This window comes from Pseudoalteromonas piratica, assembly GCF_000788395.1.
Lineage (GTDB): Bacteria > Pseudomonadota > Gammaproteobacteria > Enterobacterales > Alteromonadaceae > Pseudoalteromonas > Pseudoalteromonas piratica.
In genome coordinates this window covers 1,000,442-1,019,878 of record NZ_CP009889.1, presented here as the reverse complement: position 1 = coordinate 1,019,878, position 19,437 = coordinate 1,000,442, and the positions used below count along the sequence as shown (strand labels likewise).

The 19,437-nt window shown below is 38.3% G+C and carries 13 protein-coding genes; 7 read left to right on the top strand and 6 right to left on the bottom strand.

Annotation, left to right across the window (positions count from 1 at the left end):
* The first annotated feature begins 156 nt into the window (after positions 1-156).
* The 5 genes from OM33_RS19265 (at position 157) to OM33_RS19245 (ending at position 6,726) form a co-directional block, all read left to right on the top strand.
* Positions 157-3,042 (top strand): insulinase family protein, encoded by a 2,886-nt coding sequence (locus OM33_RS19265; RefSeq protein WP_040135997.1) that lies wholly within the window; start codon positions 157-159, stop codon positions 3,040-3,042.
* A 127-nt stretch (positions 3,043-3,169) separates the two neighbouring features.
* Positions 3,170-4,867: a lysophospholipid acyltransferase family protein gene (locus OM33_RS19260; protein ID WP_040137001.1), complete on the top strand. Its 1,698-nt coding sequence runs from the start codon at positions 3,170-3,172 to the stop codon at positions 4,865-4,867.
* A 60-nt stretch (positions 4,868-4,927) separates the two neighbouring features.
* Complete coding sequence (locus tag OM33_RS19255) at positions 4,928-5,314, top strand: MAPEG family protein (protein ID WP_199922554.1); 387 nt, start codon at positions 4,928-4,930, stop codon at positions 5,312-5,314.
* Between the two features lie 8 nt (positions 5,315-5,322).
* Positions 5,323-6,171 carry a glutathione-dependent disulfide-bond oxidoreductase gene (yghU, locus tag OM33_RS19250; RefSeq protein ID WP_040135996.1) on the top strand — a complete coding sequence of 283 codons (849 nt, stop codon included), beginning with the start codon at positions 5,323-5,325 and terminating at the stop codon, positions 6,169-6,171.
* A 60-nt stretch (positions 6,172-6,231) separates the two neighbouring features.
* Positions 6,232-6,726 (top strand): GNAT family N-acetyltransferase, encoded by a 495-nt coding sequence (locus OM33_RS19245; RefSeq protein ID WP_052141189.1) that lies wholly within the window; start codon positions 6,232-6,234, stop codon positions 6,724-6,726.
* On the opposite strand, the gene OM33_RS19240 is transcribed toward OM33_RS19245, so the two are convergent.
* Genes OM33_RS19240 through OM33_RS19230 form a run of 3 tightly spaced genes read right to left on the bottom strand, consistent with a single transcriptional unit; the run spans position 6,701 to position 10,186 of the window.
* Positions 6,701-7,309 carry a PqiC family protein gene (locus tag OM33_RS19240; RefSeq protein ID WP_040135994.1) on the bottom strand — a complete coding sequence of 203 codons (609 nt, stop codon included), beginning with the start codon at positions 7,307-7,309 and terminating at the stop codon, positions 6,701-6,703. The two genes, OM33_RS19245 and OM33_RS19240, sit on opposite strands and share 26 nt — an antisense overlap.
* 1 nt (position 7,310) lies before the next feature.
* Positions 7,311-8,966 carry an intermembrane transport protein PqiB gene (gene pqiB, locus OM33_RS19235; RefSeq protein WP_040135993.1) on the bottom strand — a complete coding sequence of 552 codons (1,656 nt, stop codon included), beginning with the start codon at positions 8,964-8,966 and terminating at the stop codon, positions 7,311-7,313.
* A complete protein-coding gene (locus OM33_RS19230; RefSeq protein WP_081991220.1) occupies positions 8,963-10,186 on the bottom strand; it encodes a paraquat-inducible protein A in 1,224 nt (407 codons plus the stop codon). The genes pqiB and OM33_RS19230 overlap by 4 nt, the downstream gene beginning before the upstream one ends.
* Before the next feature lie 109 nt (positions 10,187-10,295).
* Between OM33_RS19230 and OM33_RS19225 the strand changes: the two genes are divergently transcribed.
* The gene (locus tag OM33_RS19225; RefSeq protein ID WP_052141188.1) at positions 10,296-11,516 is read left to right on the top strand and encodes an iron-containing alcohol dehydrogenase; all 1,221 of its coding nucleotides are present in this window, start codon (positions 10,296-10,298) and stop codon (positions 11,514-11,516) included.
* Between the two features lie 30 nt (positions 11,517-11,546).
* Here the strand turns inward: OM33_RS19225 and OM33_RS19220 are convergent, their stop codons facing one another.
* Together OM33_RS19220 and OM33_RS19215 are read right to left on the bottom strand one after the other, a co-directional pair.
* Positions 11,547-12,902: a hypothetical protein gene (locus OM33_RS19220; RefSeq protein WP_040135992.1), complete on the bottom strand. Its 1,356-nt coding sequence runs from the start codon at positions 12,900-12,902 to the stop codon at positions 11,547-11,549.
* 128 nt (positions 12,903-13,030) lie between these two features.
* On the bottom strand, positions 13,031-15,661 hold the full coding sequence (locus OM33_RS19215) for a TonB-dependent receptor (RefSeq protein ID WP_040135991.1): 2,631 nt from the start codon (positions 15,659-15,661) through the stop codon (positions 13,031-13,033).
* Positions 15,662-15,783: 122 nt separating this feature from the next.
* Between OM33_RS19215 and OM33_RS19210 the strand changes: the two genes are divergently transcribed.
* Complete coding sequence (locus OM33_RS19210) at positions 15,784-17,826, top strand: winged helix-turn-helix domain-containing protein (protein ID WP_040135990.1); 2,043 nt, start codon at positions 15,784-15,786, stop codon at positions 17,824-17,826.
* A gap of 38 nt (positions 17,827-17,864) precedes the next feature.
* On the opposite strand, the gene OM33_RS19205 is transcribed toward OM33_RS19210, so the two are convergent.
* Positions 17,865-19,226 (bottom strand): TonB family protein, encoded by a 1,362-nt coding sequence (locus OM33_RS19205; RefSeq protein ID WP_052141187.1) that lies wholly within the window; start codon positions 19,224-19,226, stop codon positions 17,865-17,867.
* Positions 19,227-19,437: the final 211 nt, after the last annotated feature.

Below are 19,437 nucleotides of genomic sequence, written 5' to 3'. Positions count from 1 at the left end.
ACTCTTTGTTAATCACTTAATTTTTGACAAATTGTTACAAATTATAAACGCTAACTATTGCATTTAATTACTACTTTTTTATAGTGGTGATATGAAAGAACGCTCTGTTTTGTAAAGGATCAGAGCGTTTTTTATATCAGTTAATAGGGAACCACTATGAAAAAAGCGCTTACATTAAGTGCATTAGCACTGGCTGTATTGGTCGGTTGCAACGCAAATAATCAAACCTCTGGGTCATCAAATTCATCTAATCTTTTTGCAGACTCGCTTGTAGTCAGTCCAAATGATACGCGTGAATATAAAACGCTTAAGCTTAATAATGAAATTGAGGTTGTTTTAGTCTCTGATCCGAGTGTTGATAAATCTGCAGCCGCATTGAGTGTAGGTGTTGGTTTATTACATGACCCAATGACCCAACAAGGTATGGCTCATTATCTAGAACATATGCTGTTTCTTGGTACTGAACGATTCCCTGATACCAATGAATATTCTGAATTTATGACTAAAAACGGTGGTGCACATAACGCCTATACTTGGTTAGATATCACCAATTACATGTTTAAAGTAAACAATGGCGCGTTTGAAGAGGGACTGGATAGGTTTTCAGACTTTTTTAAGGCACCTAAACTGTATCCTGAGTACACCGAAAAAGAAAAAAATGCCGTTAATGCAGAGTGGTCAATGCGCCGCGAGCTTGATTTTTTCGGTCAATTTAAACTCGCTCGTAAAATGATGGGTGAGCATCCTGCTAACCGATTCTTAATTGGTAACCTTGAAACATTGGGCGATAAAGAGGGCAGCAACTTACACCAAGAGACCGTTGCGTTTTTTGATAAGTACTATTCATCGAATATTATGAAAGTAGCCTTATTAAGTAACAAGCCAATTTCTGAGATGGAAACGCTCGCCAATAAATACTTTTCAGATATAAAAAATAAAAACATTGAAAAGCCAAGTGTTACTGCACAAGTTGACTTTAGTAAGGTTGGCGGAAAAAAAGTATTCTACAAACCAAACAAAGATGTAAAGCAACTTACCCTCGATTTTACTATTGAGAATAACAACGCTGATTTTGCGCTTAAACCGAATCGTTTCTTATCATACCTTATTTACTCTGAAATGCCGGGCACCCCAGCAACATTACTTCGCGAGAAAGGGTGGATTTCTGGATTAAGCGCGAATGCTTCTCCTGCACATTATGGCAACTACGGTACTTTCTCTATTGACGTAACACTCACTGATGATGGCATGAAACACCGTGATGAGATTGTCGCAATTATCATGCAGTACATTGATTTAATTCGTGATCAAGGGGTGGACAAAAAGTATTTTGACGAAATTAGAACATCACTGAATAACCAATTTAAATTCTTAGAAAAAGGTGATGAATTTGGTTATGTATCGAACCTTGCAGGTGCAATGCAAGTGTATCCAACCAATCATGTTATCAATGCGCCTTACTACTACGGTCAATTTGATGAAAGCGCAATTAATGATGTACTGGCACAACTTACGCCTGAAAAATTAAAAATATGGTATGTAAGTCAGCAAGAAGAAACGGACAGTACCTTACATTTTTATGATGGCAACTATCGCATTGCGGATATCTCAAAAGACGAAATTGCGACTTGGCGTCAACCTGCATCAGTTGCTATGAATTTACCTGCTGTGAACCGTTTATTGCCAGAAAGCTTTGAGTTAAAAGCGGCAAGTGATGAAATCAAAGCAAAGCCACAACTTGTTCATGATACAAATCATATTAAAGTATGGCAGTTCGCTAGCAAAAACTTTTCGCATCAGCCAAAAGGGATGTTAAAGGTCTATATAAATAACCCCGATACGCTTAGCGACATTGACACATCGATTGTGTTAGCGATTTGGCAAGATTTATACAGCAAAAAAGTTGTTGCACTCAACACAGAAGCAAGCGTGGGTGGAATGTCAATGAGCCTATCGGATTCAAATGGTGTGATATTCACAGTCAATGGTTTCACCGATAAACAAAGTGAATTGATTGTTGCAGGCATGAACGAGCTACGCATTACACCAACTGAGCTTGAATTCAATCAAGCAAAAGATCGTTTCTTACGTGGTGTGGCCAATAAGAGTAAAAACTTCCCTTACAGTCAAGCATTTGATGCATTTTATAAAGCGACGAGTCAAGGCAACTATGAAGACAATGCATTAATCGAGCGTGCTACATCATTATCAATGGCTGATTTAAACCGAGTGATGGATAAGGTACTAACGCATAATCAAGTTAGAGTATTCATGTTTGGTAACTATGATGCAAATGATGTTAAAACGGTTGTTTCTAGTCTAGAAAAAGCGTTACCAAAAGATGCAATCACAACACACTATACGCGTGCAAAATCATGGTTACCGAAACCGGGACAAGTTTTCACAGTACAACGTGATATTGATGTGGCGGATGTTGCCCTTGTCGATATGCACATGCACCCAGTAAAAGGTAAGAAACAAGAAGCTCAAGGACTTATTTTACAAGGTCACTTCAGCAATAAAGTATTTGATAAATTACGTACTGAAGAACAGCTTGCCTATGCAGTAGGTGGTTTTAGCACAGCGCTAGACGATTACATTGGTTTTGGTATGTACATTCAAACGCCAGTAAAAGGTCCGGGTGAAATGCAAGCGCGTTTTGATGAATACAAGCTCGAGTATAAAAAAGAACTTGATGCTATTAGCGAAGATACATTTGCGCAATTAAAAAATGCAGTATTGATTAAGCTCAATGAGCAACCTAAAAACCTAGGGGATGAATTAAGCCCGTATTTATCAGATTGGTATGAAGAAAACTTTGCGTTTGATTCAAAGGCTGAACTAATTAAAGAAGTTGAAAAAGTGACGCTTGATGATGTTAAAGACTTCTATAATCAAACTGTGTTGAATGATAAAGCAGCGCGTTTAAACATCCAAATGCGTGGTACCAAATTTAAAGATAAAGCATTTGGCAAACTAAACAATCAAACCGTTATTACTGATTTTAGTAAAGCAGAAGAACAACTTGATTATCAGAAATAAAGAATGATTTGAAAACAAGGCGAGTGATTACTCGCCTTTTTTTACGTCATAATTGTTCAATATTTTATCAATAATAGCGTCATATTTGATTCATAAGCTTGGCTAAAACAGCGTGATGGTCAATTTTATGATTCAAGTTGAACAAGTAATAGAAAAACAATTTCCACAACTAACAACCAGCCCTTTACTATATAAATCAAGTAGTAAACTACTCAAAAACTTAATGCATGAGGACGAATTTCAGCAATTTGAAAGAGACTATCCTCATCTTTCAGGACTGGACTTTGTTGAACAGGTGCTTGATTATTTTGATATTAGCTATTCAGTAAGGGATAGTGAGCGCCTTCATATACCTGCATCAGGACGTTTGGTAATCATTGCAAATCATCCTATTGGTTCGTTAGATGCATTAGCGCTTATCAAGTTGATTAGTGAAGTACGTTCAGATATTAAAGTGATGGCAAATCAATTACTTTATAGTTTGTCTCCGTTACAAGAACTGTTAGTGCCGGTTGATAATATCAAAGGGACAACTAGCAAAATTACAGTAAATAGTATGAAGCAGCACCTATCTAATGAAGGTGTATTACTAATTTTCCCTGCAGGAGAAGTGTCAAGGTTACGCCCACAAGGTGTAAGGGATACTTTTTGGCAAAAAGGCTTTTTAAAAATTGCAAAAGCTTATAAATCCCCAATTTTACCTGTACATATCGAAGCAAAAAATTCACCAATGTTCTACAGTGTCTCAATGCTGTATAAGCCACTTGCCTCATTTTTGCTTATTCAAGAGATGTTTAAGCAACGCAAACGTAATTTTCCAATTCGTATTGGCGCATTGATCCCTTTGAGCTCATTTGAGCATTCAAATGAAACCAGTGAGCAGCAAGTAAAGCGCTTTAAAAAGCATGTTTACGCTATTGGAGAAGGAAAAAAGGGCTATTTTGATACAGAAAATGGCATTGCCTTACCTGAAAACAAAGCAAATCTTAGCCGCTTGATTAAGAACAAATGTCAATTATTAGGTGAAACCCATGACGGTAAAATGATTTACCTCTATGAGCACTCACAAAGCTGCACGATTATGCGTGAAATTGGCCGACTACGTGAAATTTCCTTTCGTGCCGTAGGCGAGGGCACAAATCGAAAGCGTGATGTTGATAAATACGACTCTGATTACCACCATTTAATTTTATGGGATAAAGAAGAATTAGAAATTGTTGGTGCATACCGTTTCGGTCGCGCTGATAAGTTGACGACAAATAAAACGTCATCAGGTCTTTATTCAGCCACGTTAGTTAATTATGAAGCATCTATGGCAGATTATTTTTCGCAAGGTTTAGAGCTGGGCAGAAGTTTTGTTCAACCAAAATATTGGGGCAAGCGTAGTTTAGACTATTTATGGTTTGGTATTGGGGCATATTTAAAACACCATCCAGAAATCCGTTATTTATTTGGCCCTGTTAGCATGAGTGGCACAATGCCAAAAGATGCAAAAGATGAAATGGTCGCCTTTTATCAGAACTATTTCGGCAGTAAAGAAAAATTGGCAACGGCAAATATTCCTTATAGGTTCTATGACCCAGCAAAAGCGTTTTTAAATGCCACAGATTATAAAACCGATTTTAAACAACTTAAAAGTTCATTAGCTAATTTAGGGGTATCGATCCCGACACTATATAAGCAATATACCGAACTGTGTGAACCGGGTGGGGTGACATTCTTATGTTTTGGTGTCGATCCTGATTTTAACAACAGCATTGATGGTTTAGTACTCGTCGATCTAGAAAAGCTAAAAGAGAATAAACGCAAGCGTTATTTAGCTTAAAACTAGCTATCTAGTTAATTATATGTCAGGTTAAGTATAAAAAAATAAGAGGCTTAACCTGTGATTTCTATTTTACCATTTTATGCGGCCTTACTAGGGCTACTTTACGTTTACCTTAGTTTGGCCACAGTATCTCGTCGTAAAAAAGTACTTGTTGCTCTCGGTGATGGGGGCGATAAATTATTACAAAAGAAAGTGCGTGCGCACGGTAATTTTCAAGAATATGTGCCTATCGCACTCATCTTAATTGCTTTTTTTGAATATTTAGGCGCCTTTGATTGGCTTATCCATTTACTCGCAATGGCCTTATTAATAGGCCGTCTGCTTCATGCGTTTGGTGTGAGTATGGAACACGAAAAGTTGATTTATAGAGTGTCAGGTATGGGGTTAACTTTCTTAAGTATTCTAATCAGCAGCTTTGGTATTTTATATCTTCAAATTATTTAGGGGGAGCGATGAAAGATAACGCCTATCAACCACCAAAAGTATGGCAATGGCAACCTGGAAATGGCGGCAAATTTGCTAATATTAACCGTCCTATTTCAGGTGCTACCCATGAAAAGCAGCTACCAGAAGGGGAACACCCACTTCAGTTATATTCTCTAGCAACACCTAATGGTGTTAAAGTCACCATTTTACTTGAAGAGTTACTAGAGAAAGGCATCAAAGAGGCTGAATACGATGCGTTTTTAATCGATATAATGGAAGGTGAACAATTTAGCTCAGGTTTTGTAGAGATTAATCCAAACTCGAAAATTCCAGCACTGCTTGATAGGTCGACTTCACCACCAACGCCTGTATTTGAATCCGGTGCGATCCTGTTATATTTAGCTGAAAAATTTAACTGTTTTTTGCCAACTGAACCACATTTAAAAGCAAAATGCTTGTCTTGGTTATTTTGGCAAATGGGAAGTGGCCCGGCATTAGGCGGTGGTTTTGGCCATTTTTATGCTTATGCACCGGAGCCATTAGAATACCCAATCAATCGTTTTACCATGGAAGTGAAACGTCAATTAGATTTACTCGATAAACATTTAGCAGAAAATGATTATATCTGTGGCGACGAATACACCATCGCTGATATAGCAATTTGGCCTTGGTATGGTGTGTTGGTAAGAGGTGATCTTTATAATGCCGCTGAATTTTTAGCAGTGGATGAGTATCGTAATTTATCAGCTTGGGCAGAACGCATTTTTGTAAGACCTGCAGTAAAACGCGGAAGAATGGTCAACCGTAGTTGGGGCGATGAAAGTGAACAAGTCCATGAGCGACACAGTGCTAAAGACTTTGTGAATAAAGGTTGATTATTATTGTTAAAAGTATAAATTGCACAATGTATACAATTTTATTTGATAAGGAATGTTGTGAAAAATATTGAATTATGCGAATTAACCGAATCTGATGCAGATTTTATATTTAATTTAGTGACTCAACCTAGCTTTAAAGAAAATATTGGCGATAAAGGGGTAATTGATTTAGATACCGCGCTCGCTCACTTAAAAGAAAAATATATCGCCCCTTACAAAGATGTTGGTTATGGGCTCTGGGGTATAAAAGATTTAGATTTGAATTGTTATGTGGGCGTGTGTGGTTTGGTTTCTCGTCCGGACTTCGAAGTGCCCGATTTAGGTTATTCACTACTTGATAACTATACTAAACAAGGTTACGTCGCCGCTGCTGCGAAAATGAGTATCAACTTTGCTCGTGAGTTGGGACGCTTTTCGTATTTGAACGCGATAACTTCGCCAAGTAACCAAGCATCCATTAATGTGCTTGAGAAACTTGGCTTTAAATTTGAGAAGCAATTCTCTATGGCTGGCTATGAGGGGGCCTCTAACCTTTATCGATTAGCACTTTAATTTCATTGGCAACAGCTTGGTTAGTTTTAAGCCAGGCTGTGTTTAATGCTTGTACCAATGCAGGATAACCATCTGCTTCTAATTCAATCTGCTGTGTAAACCCTTGACTATACACAATGTTAGCAATGGTATGCTCCAACTTAAACACAGTGACAACACCGGCAATAATCCCTTCGCCCGTTTCTGTTGCTTGAAATTTATTTAGATAGTAATCGACACGATAGGTCGGTAAATCGGCATTAATAGCAGACTCTAACTGTAACGGTATTACTCTAATATCCTGCAAGGAATTATCTAAACTGACCACACTCGCTTGCAACAGTAATTCGCTGGGCACACTGCTCCAAAGATGGCTATTTGCACTTTGAATTTGTAACGGTGTTACTTCAACGGCAATACCGCGATTAGCTAAATGACCTATTAATTTAGGGTTACTCACAATTAGGTTGGCACGGGCTTCTTTGCCAAGCTTATTTGCAGCAAAATCGCCACCATCGAGTTGATAGTAACTGATGGGCGTAACATTACTACTGCATGCAATAGTGGTTAATGAGAAAAGTGAAACAAGTAATAAACGTAACATGTTATTGTTTCCTTGGAGTAGGGTCATTTTGTAAGTCTTTATCAAATATAAACATATTGGGCTGCTCATTGAGGCCTTTGGTCAAAGGCTGAAGTTGTTCGGCTAATTGCTGTAACTGACTAAGCGTACTATTTAGTTCATGGTAAATAGCTGACCCTTTTTCGTAATCAGACATGGTTTTTTCGAATTGCAGCATGGTTTCGTCAAATGTTGCCATTGATTTTTCAACTTGTGCCAGTGTTTCATTAAACTCTTGCGGTAATATTTGGGTATCTTTACGGTTCAGTAGTTCTCGTAACTCAACTGCAAAGCTATTGTATTCAGTCATCGTTTGATTGAAGCTATTAAGTGGCGTTTGCATATCCAAATTATTAAATTTAGCCAATAATTCAGATACTTGGTTGGCCATTACACTAAAGCCACTGGATGTACTTGGGAAAACCTTTAACCCTGCAAGTTTAGTCGGTTTAAATGGTTCTACATCTTGGTATAAGTCAAAATCAATATACACAGATCCAGTAAGCAAATTACCCGTTTTAAGCGATGCCCTTAGGCCTTTTTCTATCCAACTATCAATATTGCCTTGCCAGAATTCTTTCGCAATGTCCGCATCGTGGAAGATACGTTTATATTCAATTTTAACTTTCACAGGTACTGCTGTGTTTTCTGTTGAAAAATAAGCAGGACGATCACCGACAACTAACATTGCAGGGGCTTCCTCTACGGTGCCAATGCGGATGCCGCGATATTCAACTGGTGCGCCTGGAGTTAATCCTCGAATAGACTGCTCAAACGGGATGACATAATAGTCGTATTCATCATAGCGATGCTCGAGCGCTTTTTTGTAATCGCTGCTGAGTCGGAAAGTGTGCTGTTGTTTAGCTAACGCATCTGGCTTTTCACCTTCTGGTATAGCAAAAGAAATACCGCCTTTAAGCATTTTAGCCAATGAACTGGTTTTAAAATTAATACCATCTGCTGAGAGATCAACTTCGATTGCTGAATTAATCCAGAAAATAACGTTTTTAGTGACAAGGTTTTCATAAGGTGAGCGGATAAAGATGCCATAGCGCATAATTTGTTGTTGCCAATCAAATTTGGCGCTTTCGACTTGGCCTACGTTATAACCGTTATAGAAAATCGTTGTGCCAACATCTATTACATTCGTGTTTTTACTGGTGAGTAGGTATCGCTGGCCTTTTATATTGTCAGGGATTTGAGGCGGTGTTTCTAGTAGGGTAAATTGGCGCGATTCTGTATCACTTTTACCGGGTAAGAACTCAAAATAAACACCAGATAATAAGGTACTTAAGCCGGAAATACCCGTTTCATCAATACGGGTTTTAACAATCCAAATTTTGGCATCTTCGTTAAGTAAATGCTCGTAATCTTTGTCAATCACTGCACGTGCGACGACCGTAGTTTGATCTTCGGCTAAGCGAACTTGCGCAATTACGCCCATCTTAACTGAGCGTACTTTTATTTCTGTTTTGCCTGGGATAACACCCTCTGCGTTAGGCATAGTGATATAGATACTGGTGCCTTGGCTTTTGTGATATTGATAAAACATCCAACATGCCACGAAAATGGCAATCAATGGAATAATCCAGATAGGTGAGAGTTTACGCTTTTTACTTATCGCTGCAGCGTGGTTCATTCAGAAGGCCTCTTTTTATCCCAAATTAGGCGCGGATCAAATAATTGAGCGGCGATCATTGACGTAATCACCATTATCGCGAAAAAAATAGCGCCGACACCAATGGTTATCGACATTAAAATACCTAATTGTACTAGTGAAACTAAAATAACAACAACAAACACATCGATCATCGACCATTTTCCAATAAGTTCGATTAAGAGATAAGCTTTGCTGGCCTGTTGTCGGCTTATAGGGTGTTTTATTGATACCAAGTAACATAGCCAAAAAAGAATTATCAGCTTACCGACAGGAATACAAATGCTGGCAATAAAAATGATAATTGCAATGGGGTATGAACCGATTTGCCAGAGGGTGAAAACGCCTTGCAAAATCGTGGAAGGTTCATCAATTGAAAACACCCAGGTATGCATAATTGGAAAAAAATTTGCAGGTATATAACAAATCAGTGACGTAAAGCTAAAAGCTAACACCCACTGAATATGTCCGGAATTACGAATATTGGTTTTTGTTTTACAACGCGGGCAAATTGGGTCACTGGTAAGTAATTGGCATACATGACATGCTGAAAGATTCTGCTCTTTTGCCCGTTGTATCAAAGCATCATTAATAATTACTTTATCTTGATCTGCAATTTGTTGCCATAGTGCATTGCTATCAAAATAGTAGAGGGTAAGCGAATAACAAATAACAAAACCTGAAAACGCCCAAAAACTCAAACCAAAGGTAATTTCAGCCATTGCCATGATTTTAATCATGCTAATAAGCACACCAATCAAAAAAATCTCAGACATTACCCAAGGCTTTAAATAAAAGATGGTTTTAAGGCAAAAACGAGACACTTTTTTTGGCAGTAATCTAAGTGCACCAGCGTGTAAGGGAATAAACAAGGCAAGTAAGATAAAGGGCAGACCAATTATGGTGGCATCGATTAGCGCAGCGACGAAAAAATTATCTTGATAAAACAGTATTTTAGCAGCGTCTAATAAGCTAATGGTTTGACTAAGGCCTTGGTTGCTAAACGAAATAAATGGGTAAAGCAGTGCACTAAACAATAGAATCAGCGAGCTAATACTCAAAGCGACTACTTTTTGATTTCGATAATCAATGGTGCGACTTAACAAGGTGTGGCAATTTGGACAATAGGCATGCTCCCCATGCTTTAACTCAGGGATGCTGACTAATTGATCGCAGTGGTGGCACGCGAGTTGTATTTCCATGAAGCCGCTTATTAAATCTCGATACACATTAATTTTCTTATATCCTTGATTGTATAGCAAGAAATTGTGCTAGGATATTTACTCTAAAATTGTTAAGGCACAGTAGGTTATGGAAAATACAGTGAGCCCTTTACAGGCATTGAGCTATCGAGCATATCACTTCGCACTACGCATGGCGTTATTGGTTTATCCTATTCCTCGCCCACAATGTTTTCATTCTGACGAATTCGCTATCTGGCTTAATCAATTAAAAGCGCAAAATATTCAGCACCTACTCATTGTTACGGATGATGCATTACTTAAACTCGGCGTGCCCAAAGCACTGATTGATTTACTGAATGATAATGGTATTAAAACAACCGTCTTTTCAGAAATTTTGCCTGACCCTGATATCAATGAGATAGAACAAGGATATTTGGCATATTTAGCAAATCATTGCCAGGGAATAGTTGCCATTGGTGGTGGTTCTGTAATTGATGCCGCTAAGTTAATCGGAGTGCGCATCGCCAAACCGAAAGTGCCTTTACCAAAATTAAAAGGATTATTTAAAGTATTGCGAAGATTACCCAGTTTGACCGCAGTACCAACTACAGCTGGAACCGGCTCTGAAACAACCGTTGCTGCAGTTGCTTCAAATAGACAAGGCAATGAGAAATTTGCGATTGCCGATTATTGCTTAGCGCCGAAATTTGCATTGCTAATGCCAGAACTCACTAAGGGGTTACCTGCTTCTATCACAGCGACAACAGCGATGGATGCACTGACACATGCTATTGAAGCATACATAGGTATTAACGGGACTCAATTTACGAATACACAATCGCTAAAGGCCTGTAAGTTAATTTTTGATAATTTACCGCTTGTTTTGCAAACACCACATGATGTGGCAATAAGAGCTAATTTACTCAATGCATCATTTTTTGCCGGAGAAGCGTTTACCAGAACTTCAGTAGGTTATGTACATGCTATTGCACACCAGTTAGGTGCCAAATATCATGTTGCCCACGGCCTTGCAAACGCGGTGCTATTAGATGTTGTACTACTTGAATTTGGTGATGTAGTTGAACATAAACTTGCTGAAATAGCTGATTATTGTGAACTGTCGAACCTGCAAGATAACAGTCAAAGAAAGGCTGCTAGGGTTATTGAGCAGATACAAAAACTAAAGCAGAGTGCAAATATACCATCAAGGTTATCTGAAATTAGAACATCCGATATCAAGGATTTGGCACTTGCTGCACAACTTGAAGCACACCCCGATTATCCTGTTCCTGCATTTTGGTCATTGCGCCGTTTTGAGAAGGTGTTAGGCGCAATCAGCGAAGCGTGACTTAGGTCAATCACCTAAGTCACTTATGTCTTATTGTGCTAAGGTATTGAGCAAGGTAACTTTGTAGCCGTCAGTTTGCTTTTCATCTTCTTCAAGAATCAAGATGTAATTTCCTTTCTCAGAAAAATCCATATCCGCCAATTGCAAAATACTAATGGTTTGATTATTGGCTTGGTATGTAATTGTGACATCATAGCTTTGTGAATCAAGGTAGACTGACTTGGTTTCAAAGGCGTCAATACTTTTGATATAACTGGTTGTATCTTCAATGGTTTCAGTTCCTTCCGTGAAATAAATATCAATTTCATTCAATTCAGTATCGAAAGGGGAAGTATCTATGAGGTTAACAACTTGTACTTGATGCGATACTTCATTCGGCGTTAAATTTTCTGCTACTGAAATCATTGCCGGGTAACCCGCGCTGTGTTGATAAAATATACTCAATAAAGACACGTTCTTATTCACGGCTTCTACGTAATTACTGACAATTAAGTTATTTGAACTATCGAGCATGGATAACATAAAGGTTCCGGCGTTGACACTGTGGTAGTCCGTAGCAACATCATTATTGACAAGCTCTGTGGTGATTTCATCTTTGGTGCTAGATGCGTTAAAACTCACATTACTGTATTCATCAATCGCGTTATAAAAACGGATTTGTGATTTTGCATCGACATGGGTAAGAGAGGTGACACTTGAGGCATCAGACACAATATCGAGAGTAATGCCACCAGGTTGTGCTGAAAAACTTGGTCTGATCATAACGATGTATGTCTGCTCGTCATCAAAATCGACCATATTTGATTGAAAAATTACATTACTATCGTCTTTTAAAGTCACATAAAACGTGTAGTTATCTTCTGTTAACTCATTCAATTCAGGTAACGCGAGGTAATTGGTTGTGCTAATTAATTCTGCATCTACAAAGTCATAATCATCTTTTGCTAGATATATATCGTATTCTTTGTCGTCCGATACAGTATTGATAGCAGCGAGTTGAAATTTATCGTCTACATCAAACTCGGCAATTTCAAACTGTTTGATTTGCGGTTCGTTATAATCGCCTGCAAGCACTTTTAAATGTTTAACATCACTTTTTATCGACAGGGTGTCATTGTCTTCTAATAACGAGATGTAGTCGTCATTATCGTTAATATAGAGGTAGTTAAGCTCATAGTCATCGTTATTGTAATTATGTCGTGTAGTAACTTGCCCGAAACCTGCACCAGTGCGAATTACATCGTCGATTTCTAAGTAGACATTTGGGCTATTGCTACTGGCGTTGTACATTTGTACATAACCTGTACCGGATGATTCATCACTGTCACTGCAAGCCGCAAGCAAAGTTGTTAACAATAAAACCGAGGATTTTTTTAAAAGTGTCATTATTCTTTTTTCCGTGAATGATAGAAATATCATGAGTCAGTATGTCACGGGAAAAATGACTATATAATGAACTTTACACACTATTACAATGGGTTACATTTAATAACCCTGTTAACAATCGATAACATTTAGTAAACAAATCGCACTCCCAAATATATCCGACGTCCATTACGATAAATAGCTTTGGGTGAGTAATGCGAACCCTCGTAAAGGTAAGTTATTTCATCTGTCAGATTTAAACCTTCAAGGTTTAATGAAATATTAGGTGTCACATAGTAGCTAAACGTTGCATCTATTTGAGAGAAATCATCGGCCATTTCAGTACCAATACCTGTTGCGAACTTTGTTCGGTAATTATGAGATAACCGCGCACTGAACCAGTCATTTTCATAATACCCCGTTACATTAATAGTGTGTTCCGATGTGCCTGGTATATCGGATTGAGTGTGCTCGCCGTCTCTGTCCCCGTTAACATAGGTATAATTGGTAATAACCCCAAGTCCTTGAAAAAACTCTTGCTGATAGCTGACTTCAAGACCCCATAAATGACCGCCTGCACCGTTTATGGGTCGATCAATGGTCATCAAAACCCCTTCATGGGTTTCTAGTTGGCGATTAAACTCGATAAACGATTTTACATCTTTGGCAAAGGTGGCAATGGAAAGTAGACCCAAATCAGAGAAGTACCATTCTAATGACAAATCATATTGTGATGCACGGTAAGGATCGAGTGACGGATTACCACCTTGGCCTTGCGCTTGGGTAACATTGTAATTTGTTGAAGGCATTAAATGATGATATTCAGCGCGAGCCATTACTTTTGCTGCACCAAAACGCATTAACACATCTTCTGATAAATCAAAATTTAAATTAAAGCTAGGTAGCAAGTCAGTGTAGTGTTTACTTTGTTGTTGCCAAACATAATTGGGTTGCGCAGCGCTAGATGAACTAACTTGTTGGTAGGCACCTGCATCTTGTTGCGTGTTTACAATTCTCACGCCGACATTGGACGTGAATAATTCACTGACAAGATTAAGTTTACCATAAACTGCTGTTGTTTGTTCTTGAATGTCAAAGCGACTTGCTTGTTCAATCTGTTGTTTAAAAGGGTAGTGTTTATATTCATTAGCAAGTGTTGCGGTATCGGCAAATGCATAGGCCTTTAAGGTCTTATCCGATCCAATTCCACTTAAGTAATCATCAGGGAAGGGAGCGTCGAAATCAGCTAATATCCAATTAAGTACACCATTTATATCGTTATACCCACCATTATTAGAACGATTCCTAATAAAATCCCTTTTATGGTTTCGGTACTTTGCACCAAAATCGATGCTATCGATTATCGTGTGAATCAAGGCTTTGGTAAAGTCAGCTTGTAAGTACCACTCTTGATCAACAGAATGTTGTGAATCATTTCGTACTTCACTTATTAGCCAATCACGCGCAGATAAAGGGTCAACTTGGTAATGTGTTTGAATATCGCGCTTTGTTCGCGTATCAACACTGAATGCTGAATTGGCTGACCATTGAGATGTATTATCATCCTGAGTACCACCACTGCCACGGGTAAAACCAAATTGGTAGCTATTTTGCCAAAAATGAATGGTGTGATCAGCTTTAAGGTTAATACTATTAGTTTGAATATTAGATTGACGCCAAATTGCTTCCATTGATGTACTAAATGGAAGCTGATCATCAGCGCTTACTTGGCTGTAATTTGCATAAGTAAGTGTATTGTCGTCTATTTGGTAATCGGTAATAACGCCACCGCGCGCAAAGACGTTGGTGGGTAACCATAAAAAGTTTTGATTGCTATTATCTGCATCCAGCTCTGAATAGAGTAAATCGAGTTCAAATTGCCAAGCATTACTGGGTTGATAATCTATCGCCATTGTGGCGCTGGTACGCAGGCGCTTTTGTTGAAAAATAGCGGAGCCACCTCCACCAGGAGTCCAAATGCTTTTAATGTCAGCGCTGTCATTGTGGCTATAAAATAAATCGCCATTATCAAGTACATCAAAGTTTGCTGAATGCCATCCCCAAGACTCCAGTCCATCTCTTCTTAATGTGCGCTGATGCCTAGTGAGGGTAAACAATACACCAAAATCTTTGTCTGGGTTGATATGGTTATAGAAAACGGATAATTGTGGATCCATTTCGTCAGATAAATCGCTGTACTGTCCTTGGATTGTGGTAATAAACTGTGTCTCGGTAGTTAATGGCCGGTGGGTTTTAATATTTATTGCTCCGCCAAGGGAGCCTTCATCTTGTTGTGCTTGTGGTGTTTTAAACACTTCTAATTTATTAACAAGTTCAGCCGGTAACATGGTGTAGTTAAAACCACGATTAGGCAAAGATGAAATCCACCAATCTGCAGAAGCAATATTTTGACCATTTAAAAACGTACGATTTTGTCCAGGTGTTGTACCACGAACACCGACCCGTTCGCCTTCACCCATAACACGGGTTAAGGATATGCCAGTAACTCGCTGTAATGCTTCCGCCACGTTTTTATCAGGAAACTTACCAATTTCTTGTGCACTGAGAACATCTGAGATTGATTGATGTTCCTTTTTATCAGCAAGGGAGGTGACTAAGCTTTTGTGAATACCTCTAATTTCGATGGTATCAAGGTCAATAGTTTGGGTATTTGATGCTAGCAAGTTTGAAGAGCAAAAAATGATGCAAACCAGCATTGGTTTATGTTTACTAGTTACATTACGTAGTTGATTTTTTGTGTTATGTGTTTGATGTCGCATTTGCCCCCCTAGCATTTTAAACGTTGGAAGAATATCGCTTCTGAATATTTACTTGTGTGTTTATAAACGCTTAAAATGCAAAATCATAATACTGATTTACACGCTATAAGGCCAGACTAATTTTGCCTCACATATCGTTACCTAACTCATTAATTAAAATAGACAAAATTGTTGTTGATTTTGTTGCTATGCGAGTTAAACGTAAAGGCGTTTGGTGCAAAATTGAAAGTAAGCAACTTAAGTTACTTGAGGTATTAATTAGCTATCAGGGTAGGGCTGTCTCACGAGATGAATTGCTCGATTCAATCTGGCCGAATGTGATTGTGAGCGATAATTCCCTTAGTAAGTTAGTAACAGAGTTAAGAAAGACAATAGGCGATGACCGTAAAGAACAGGGGATTATTCGAACAGTTCCTCGCATTGGTTATCAGCTGATAGCCCCAATATCTGAAAATGTTATTGATGATAAACCTATCAACTCCAAAAATGCGTTTTATTTGGCGGCGCTTTGCTTACTTCTAGGCGTTGTGACTCACTATTTTATTGCCAAAATCAATACCAATGCCCCGTTGAGTTCTCGTTACAAGTCACGCCTGCTTACACAACGCGCTGGGATTGAGCAAGGTATGTCGTTTTCAAGCGATGGCGCGTTTATGGTGTTTAATTACACGCCTATCAATCAGTCACATTCGGATCTTGCTGTTATGGATTTAAAACAGCAAACCTCACATATCCTTAAAAATGCAAACTATTCAGAACAAGCTGGTGTATTCTCGCCCGATCAAAAGTGGCTTGCCTATATTCGTTCAGATGCATTGCAATGCAATATTCGTGTTGTTTCAACTGCGAGCGCTATTGAAACCTGGCGCTTGTCATTAGATAGTAAATTAGCCAACTGTCCAAGTAGTTTGATTAATGTAGCACTTAGCTGGCCTCAGCATAATGTCATTATTGCCCAGTTCAACAACCAATTATTTCGCTATGATGTAAGCTTTGAACCCTTTCCTCGCGCCTTAGAGGATGGCAAAAAACTTATTGATAATGTTGATGATTTCACAATAAACAAACAATCACTTTATACCCTTTCACGCAATGAGAACGTGATATATCAACATGATTTATTTGGACAAGATAAGACAGCGCTGTCTATTCAAGAACCAAATATGACTCATATCGCCTCTGCAAACGAGGATTTATGGGTAGGCGCATCGAAACTAATTCAATATAAAACCAATGAACGTCTAGGGGAATTAACACTTCCTCTGGGTAAGATTTATGACATGAGTGTTAACCCAAAAACACAAGCAGTGACTGTAAGTGCGGCAAATGCAGAAATTGGTTTATTTAAGGTAAATAGCGATTTATTAAAACCACTTAGTTCATCAATGACAGATGCGCTTTTGCCGACTGTTTCCGCTGATGGCAGCAAATACGCGTATTTAACAATTGATAAACCCACTAATCAACAGCAGATTTGGCTAAGACACTTCAATAATATCAATGTGCAATACGTTACTTCATTCTCTGAACAGGCCTTACCAGATATTATGAGCTTTTCACCTAATGGCAACTTTTTGATAATTGGTTTTCTTGATAAGAAGCTCGTTCTCGTAAATTTGGTAACTAAACACAGTGTTACAATTGCAACAGGCAAATTTGATAAACTGCACTGGCATCCTAACAATTTGGGTATTTTCTATGTCAAAGAGGGTGAAAAAACATCGCAGAATTGGTTTTACAATTTGTCTATGGGTATTGCAGAACCCAACGCGCAAACACGCGACATAGAATTTATGCTTGCCAACAAAGAATATCGCTCAGTTTTAACGAATGGCTATCGTAATTATGCAGAATCAATTGGAAAATATTTATCCGAGCGAATTTATGATCCGCTGCTTATTGATAATGTTATGCCTTCAACTAAGCTTTTTACGCCAAGTATTTATCAATCAGGAATCTATTTTGCAGTTAAGAAAGGCAAAACGGTTACATTATACGATTATCGTTTTGATACTGGTGAATATAGTGAAATGACTGCCCTTGCAGTTAATGCTTTTCATACAACACTGCCTCTAACTATAACGAGTGATTCAGTGGGTAAACAAGTCGTGGTAAATCAGGTAAATAATCTCCAGTCTGATTTAGTAATACTAGAGAAGAAATAACCGTTTGGCGGATAAAATCAATGGTTAGCGATAAAATACTAGTTAATCTCTATTAGTAACTGTTTATATTCGCTCACATCAACTTGTTGTGCTTCGCCTTCGCTAATGGCGATATTCAACCACTTTTTTGCCTCTTTGGTTTTATTCTTACTGAGCATAATCAATGCATTGAGATAGTTAGCTTCGACACTTCGGCTGTCGTGTTCTAAAACTTCATTAATGTAAGCAACTGCGACAGAAAATTGCTTAGCATCAATTGCTAAACTACCAAGCGATAGTTTTGCGAGTAGATGACCTTGTTCAGAGGATTGTGTTAGCCATCGTTTTGCTTTTGCACGATCGTAATGTACGGAGTGTTGAACCAAAAACTCAATGCCCAAACGATATTGTGCGTGTACAAAGCCACTTTGTGCGCTCTTAAGCAGCCAATTTAAGCCTTTTTCTCGATCTTGTTGTGTTTTATCACCTAACAATAATTGAGTCGCGATACGATATTGGGCATGAGGAAAACCGTTCTTTGCTGATGACAACATTAGTTGTTGCGCGGCATTTGTATCGGTCCAGTGATATTTCAAAAGTTTAGATGCGTTATTGGTGTCGGTTGATAGCCAATGCCCGATACGGTATTGCCATAACGCATTGCCACTTTCAGCTTGTTCGATAACCTCAGCAATATGTTTTTGATAAGCACGTTGTTGCCGAGCAAAACCTTGTTGATAACGTTTTCCTTTAAAGGTTGTAAAATGATAAAGCACACTGCGTCGTTTTATTGGTAGCACCTCAGAAGTTTGATATCGCCAGCGTTTCAGTGCTTGTAACAATGCCGTATCGAAAGTTTTTTCAGGGTAACTATCAATGATTTGGATATTTTTTACGGCACCGATTGTATCTATATCGTATTCAGCCCAAACCCAACCTTCAATTCCTCGTTCAGCAGCATGTTCTGGGTATTTTGGTTCAATATTAAATGTTTTTTGGGGCTGTGTTTCTGGGATATAACTACTATTAAATTGGGGCGCTAATTTGTTTAAATAAGCTTGATAATTATGCTCGTTTGACAATGTTTTGTAGGCAAAATACAAAGGGTCTTTATCGGTTACTTGTGCCTCAATTTGCATTGCCGCACTTTTTGCATCTGCAATGCCGAAATCACTGGCAATTGAAAACCAAGCATAGGCTTTCGCCAAGTCTTTTGGCAGACCACGTCCTTGTAAATGCATAACGGCAATATTGAACATTGCATCGCTATTGCCCAGTTCTGCTAGTTTATAAAATTCGCTGTAAGCCTTTTTAAATTCCCCGTTGGTATAATTGATAGACGCCGTTAATAGGTCAGCACGAAGCGTACCATGCGTCAGCAACAATAGAGAGAGTAGAAAAAAAGGTATAATGCGCGTCAAAAATAAAACCAATAGAAGTAATACTAAGTTTACGATTCGAGTTATCGGAAACCATTAATATAACAAGAATACGCAAACTAGCTAAGAAATTAAATTGGTATTTAATTATTTTAATCTGAAAATTTTATTAAATAACATATTGAATTAAATTAGTTTCTGAAAGAAAAACAGCGAGTAAAAACTCGCTGTTTGGGTTTCTGAAATAGAAGAG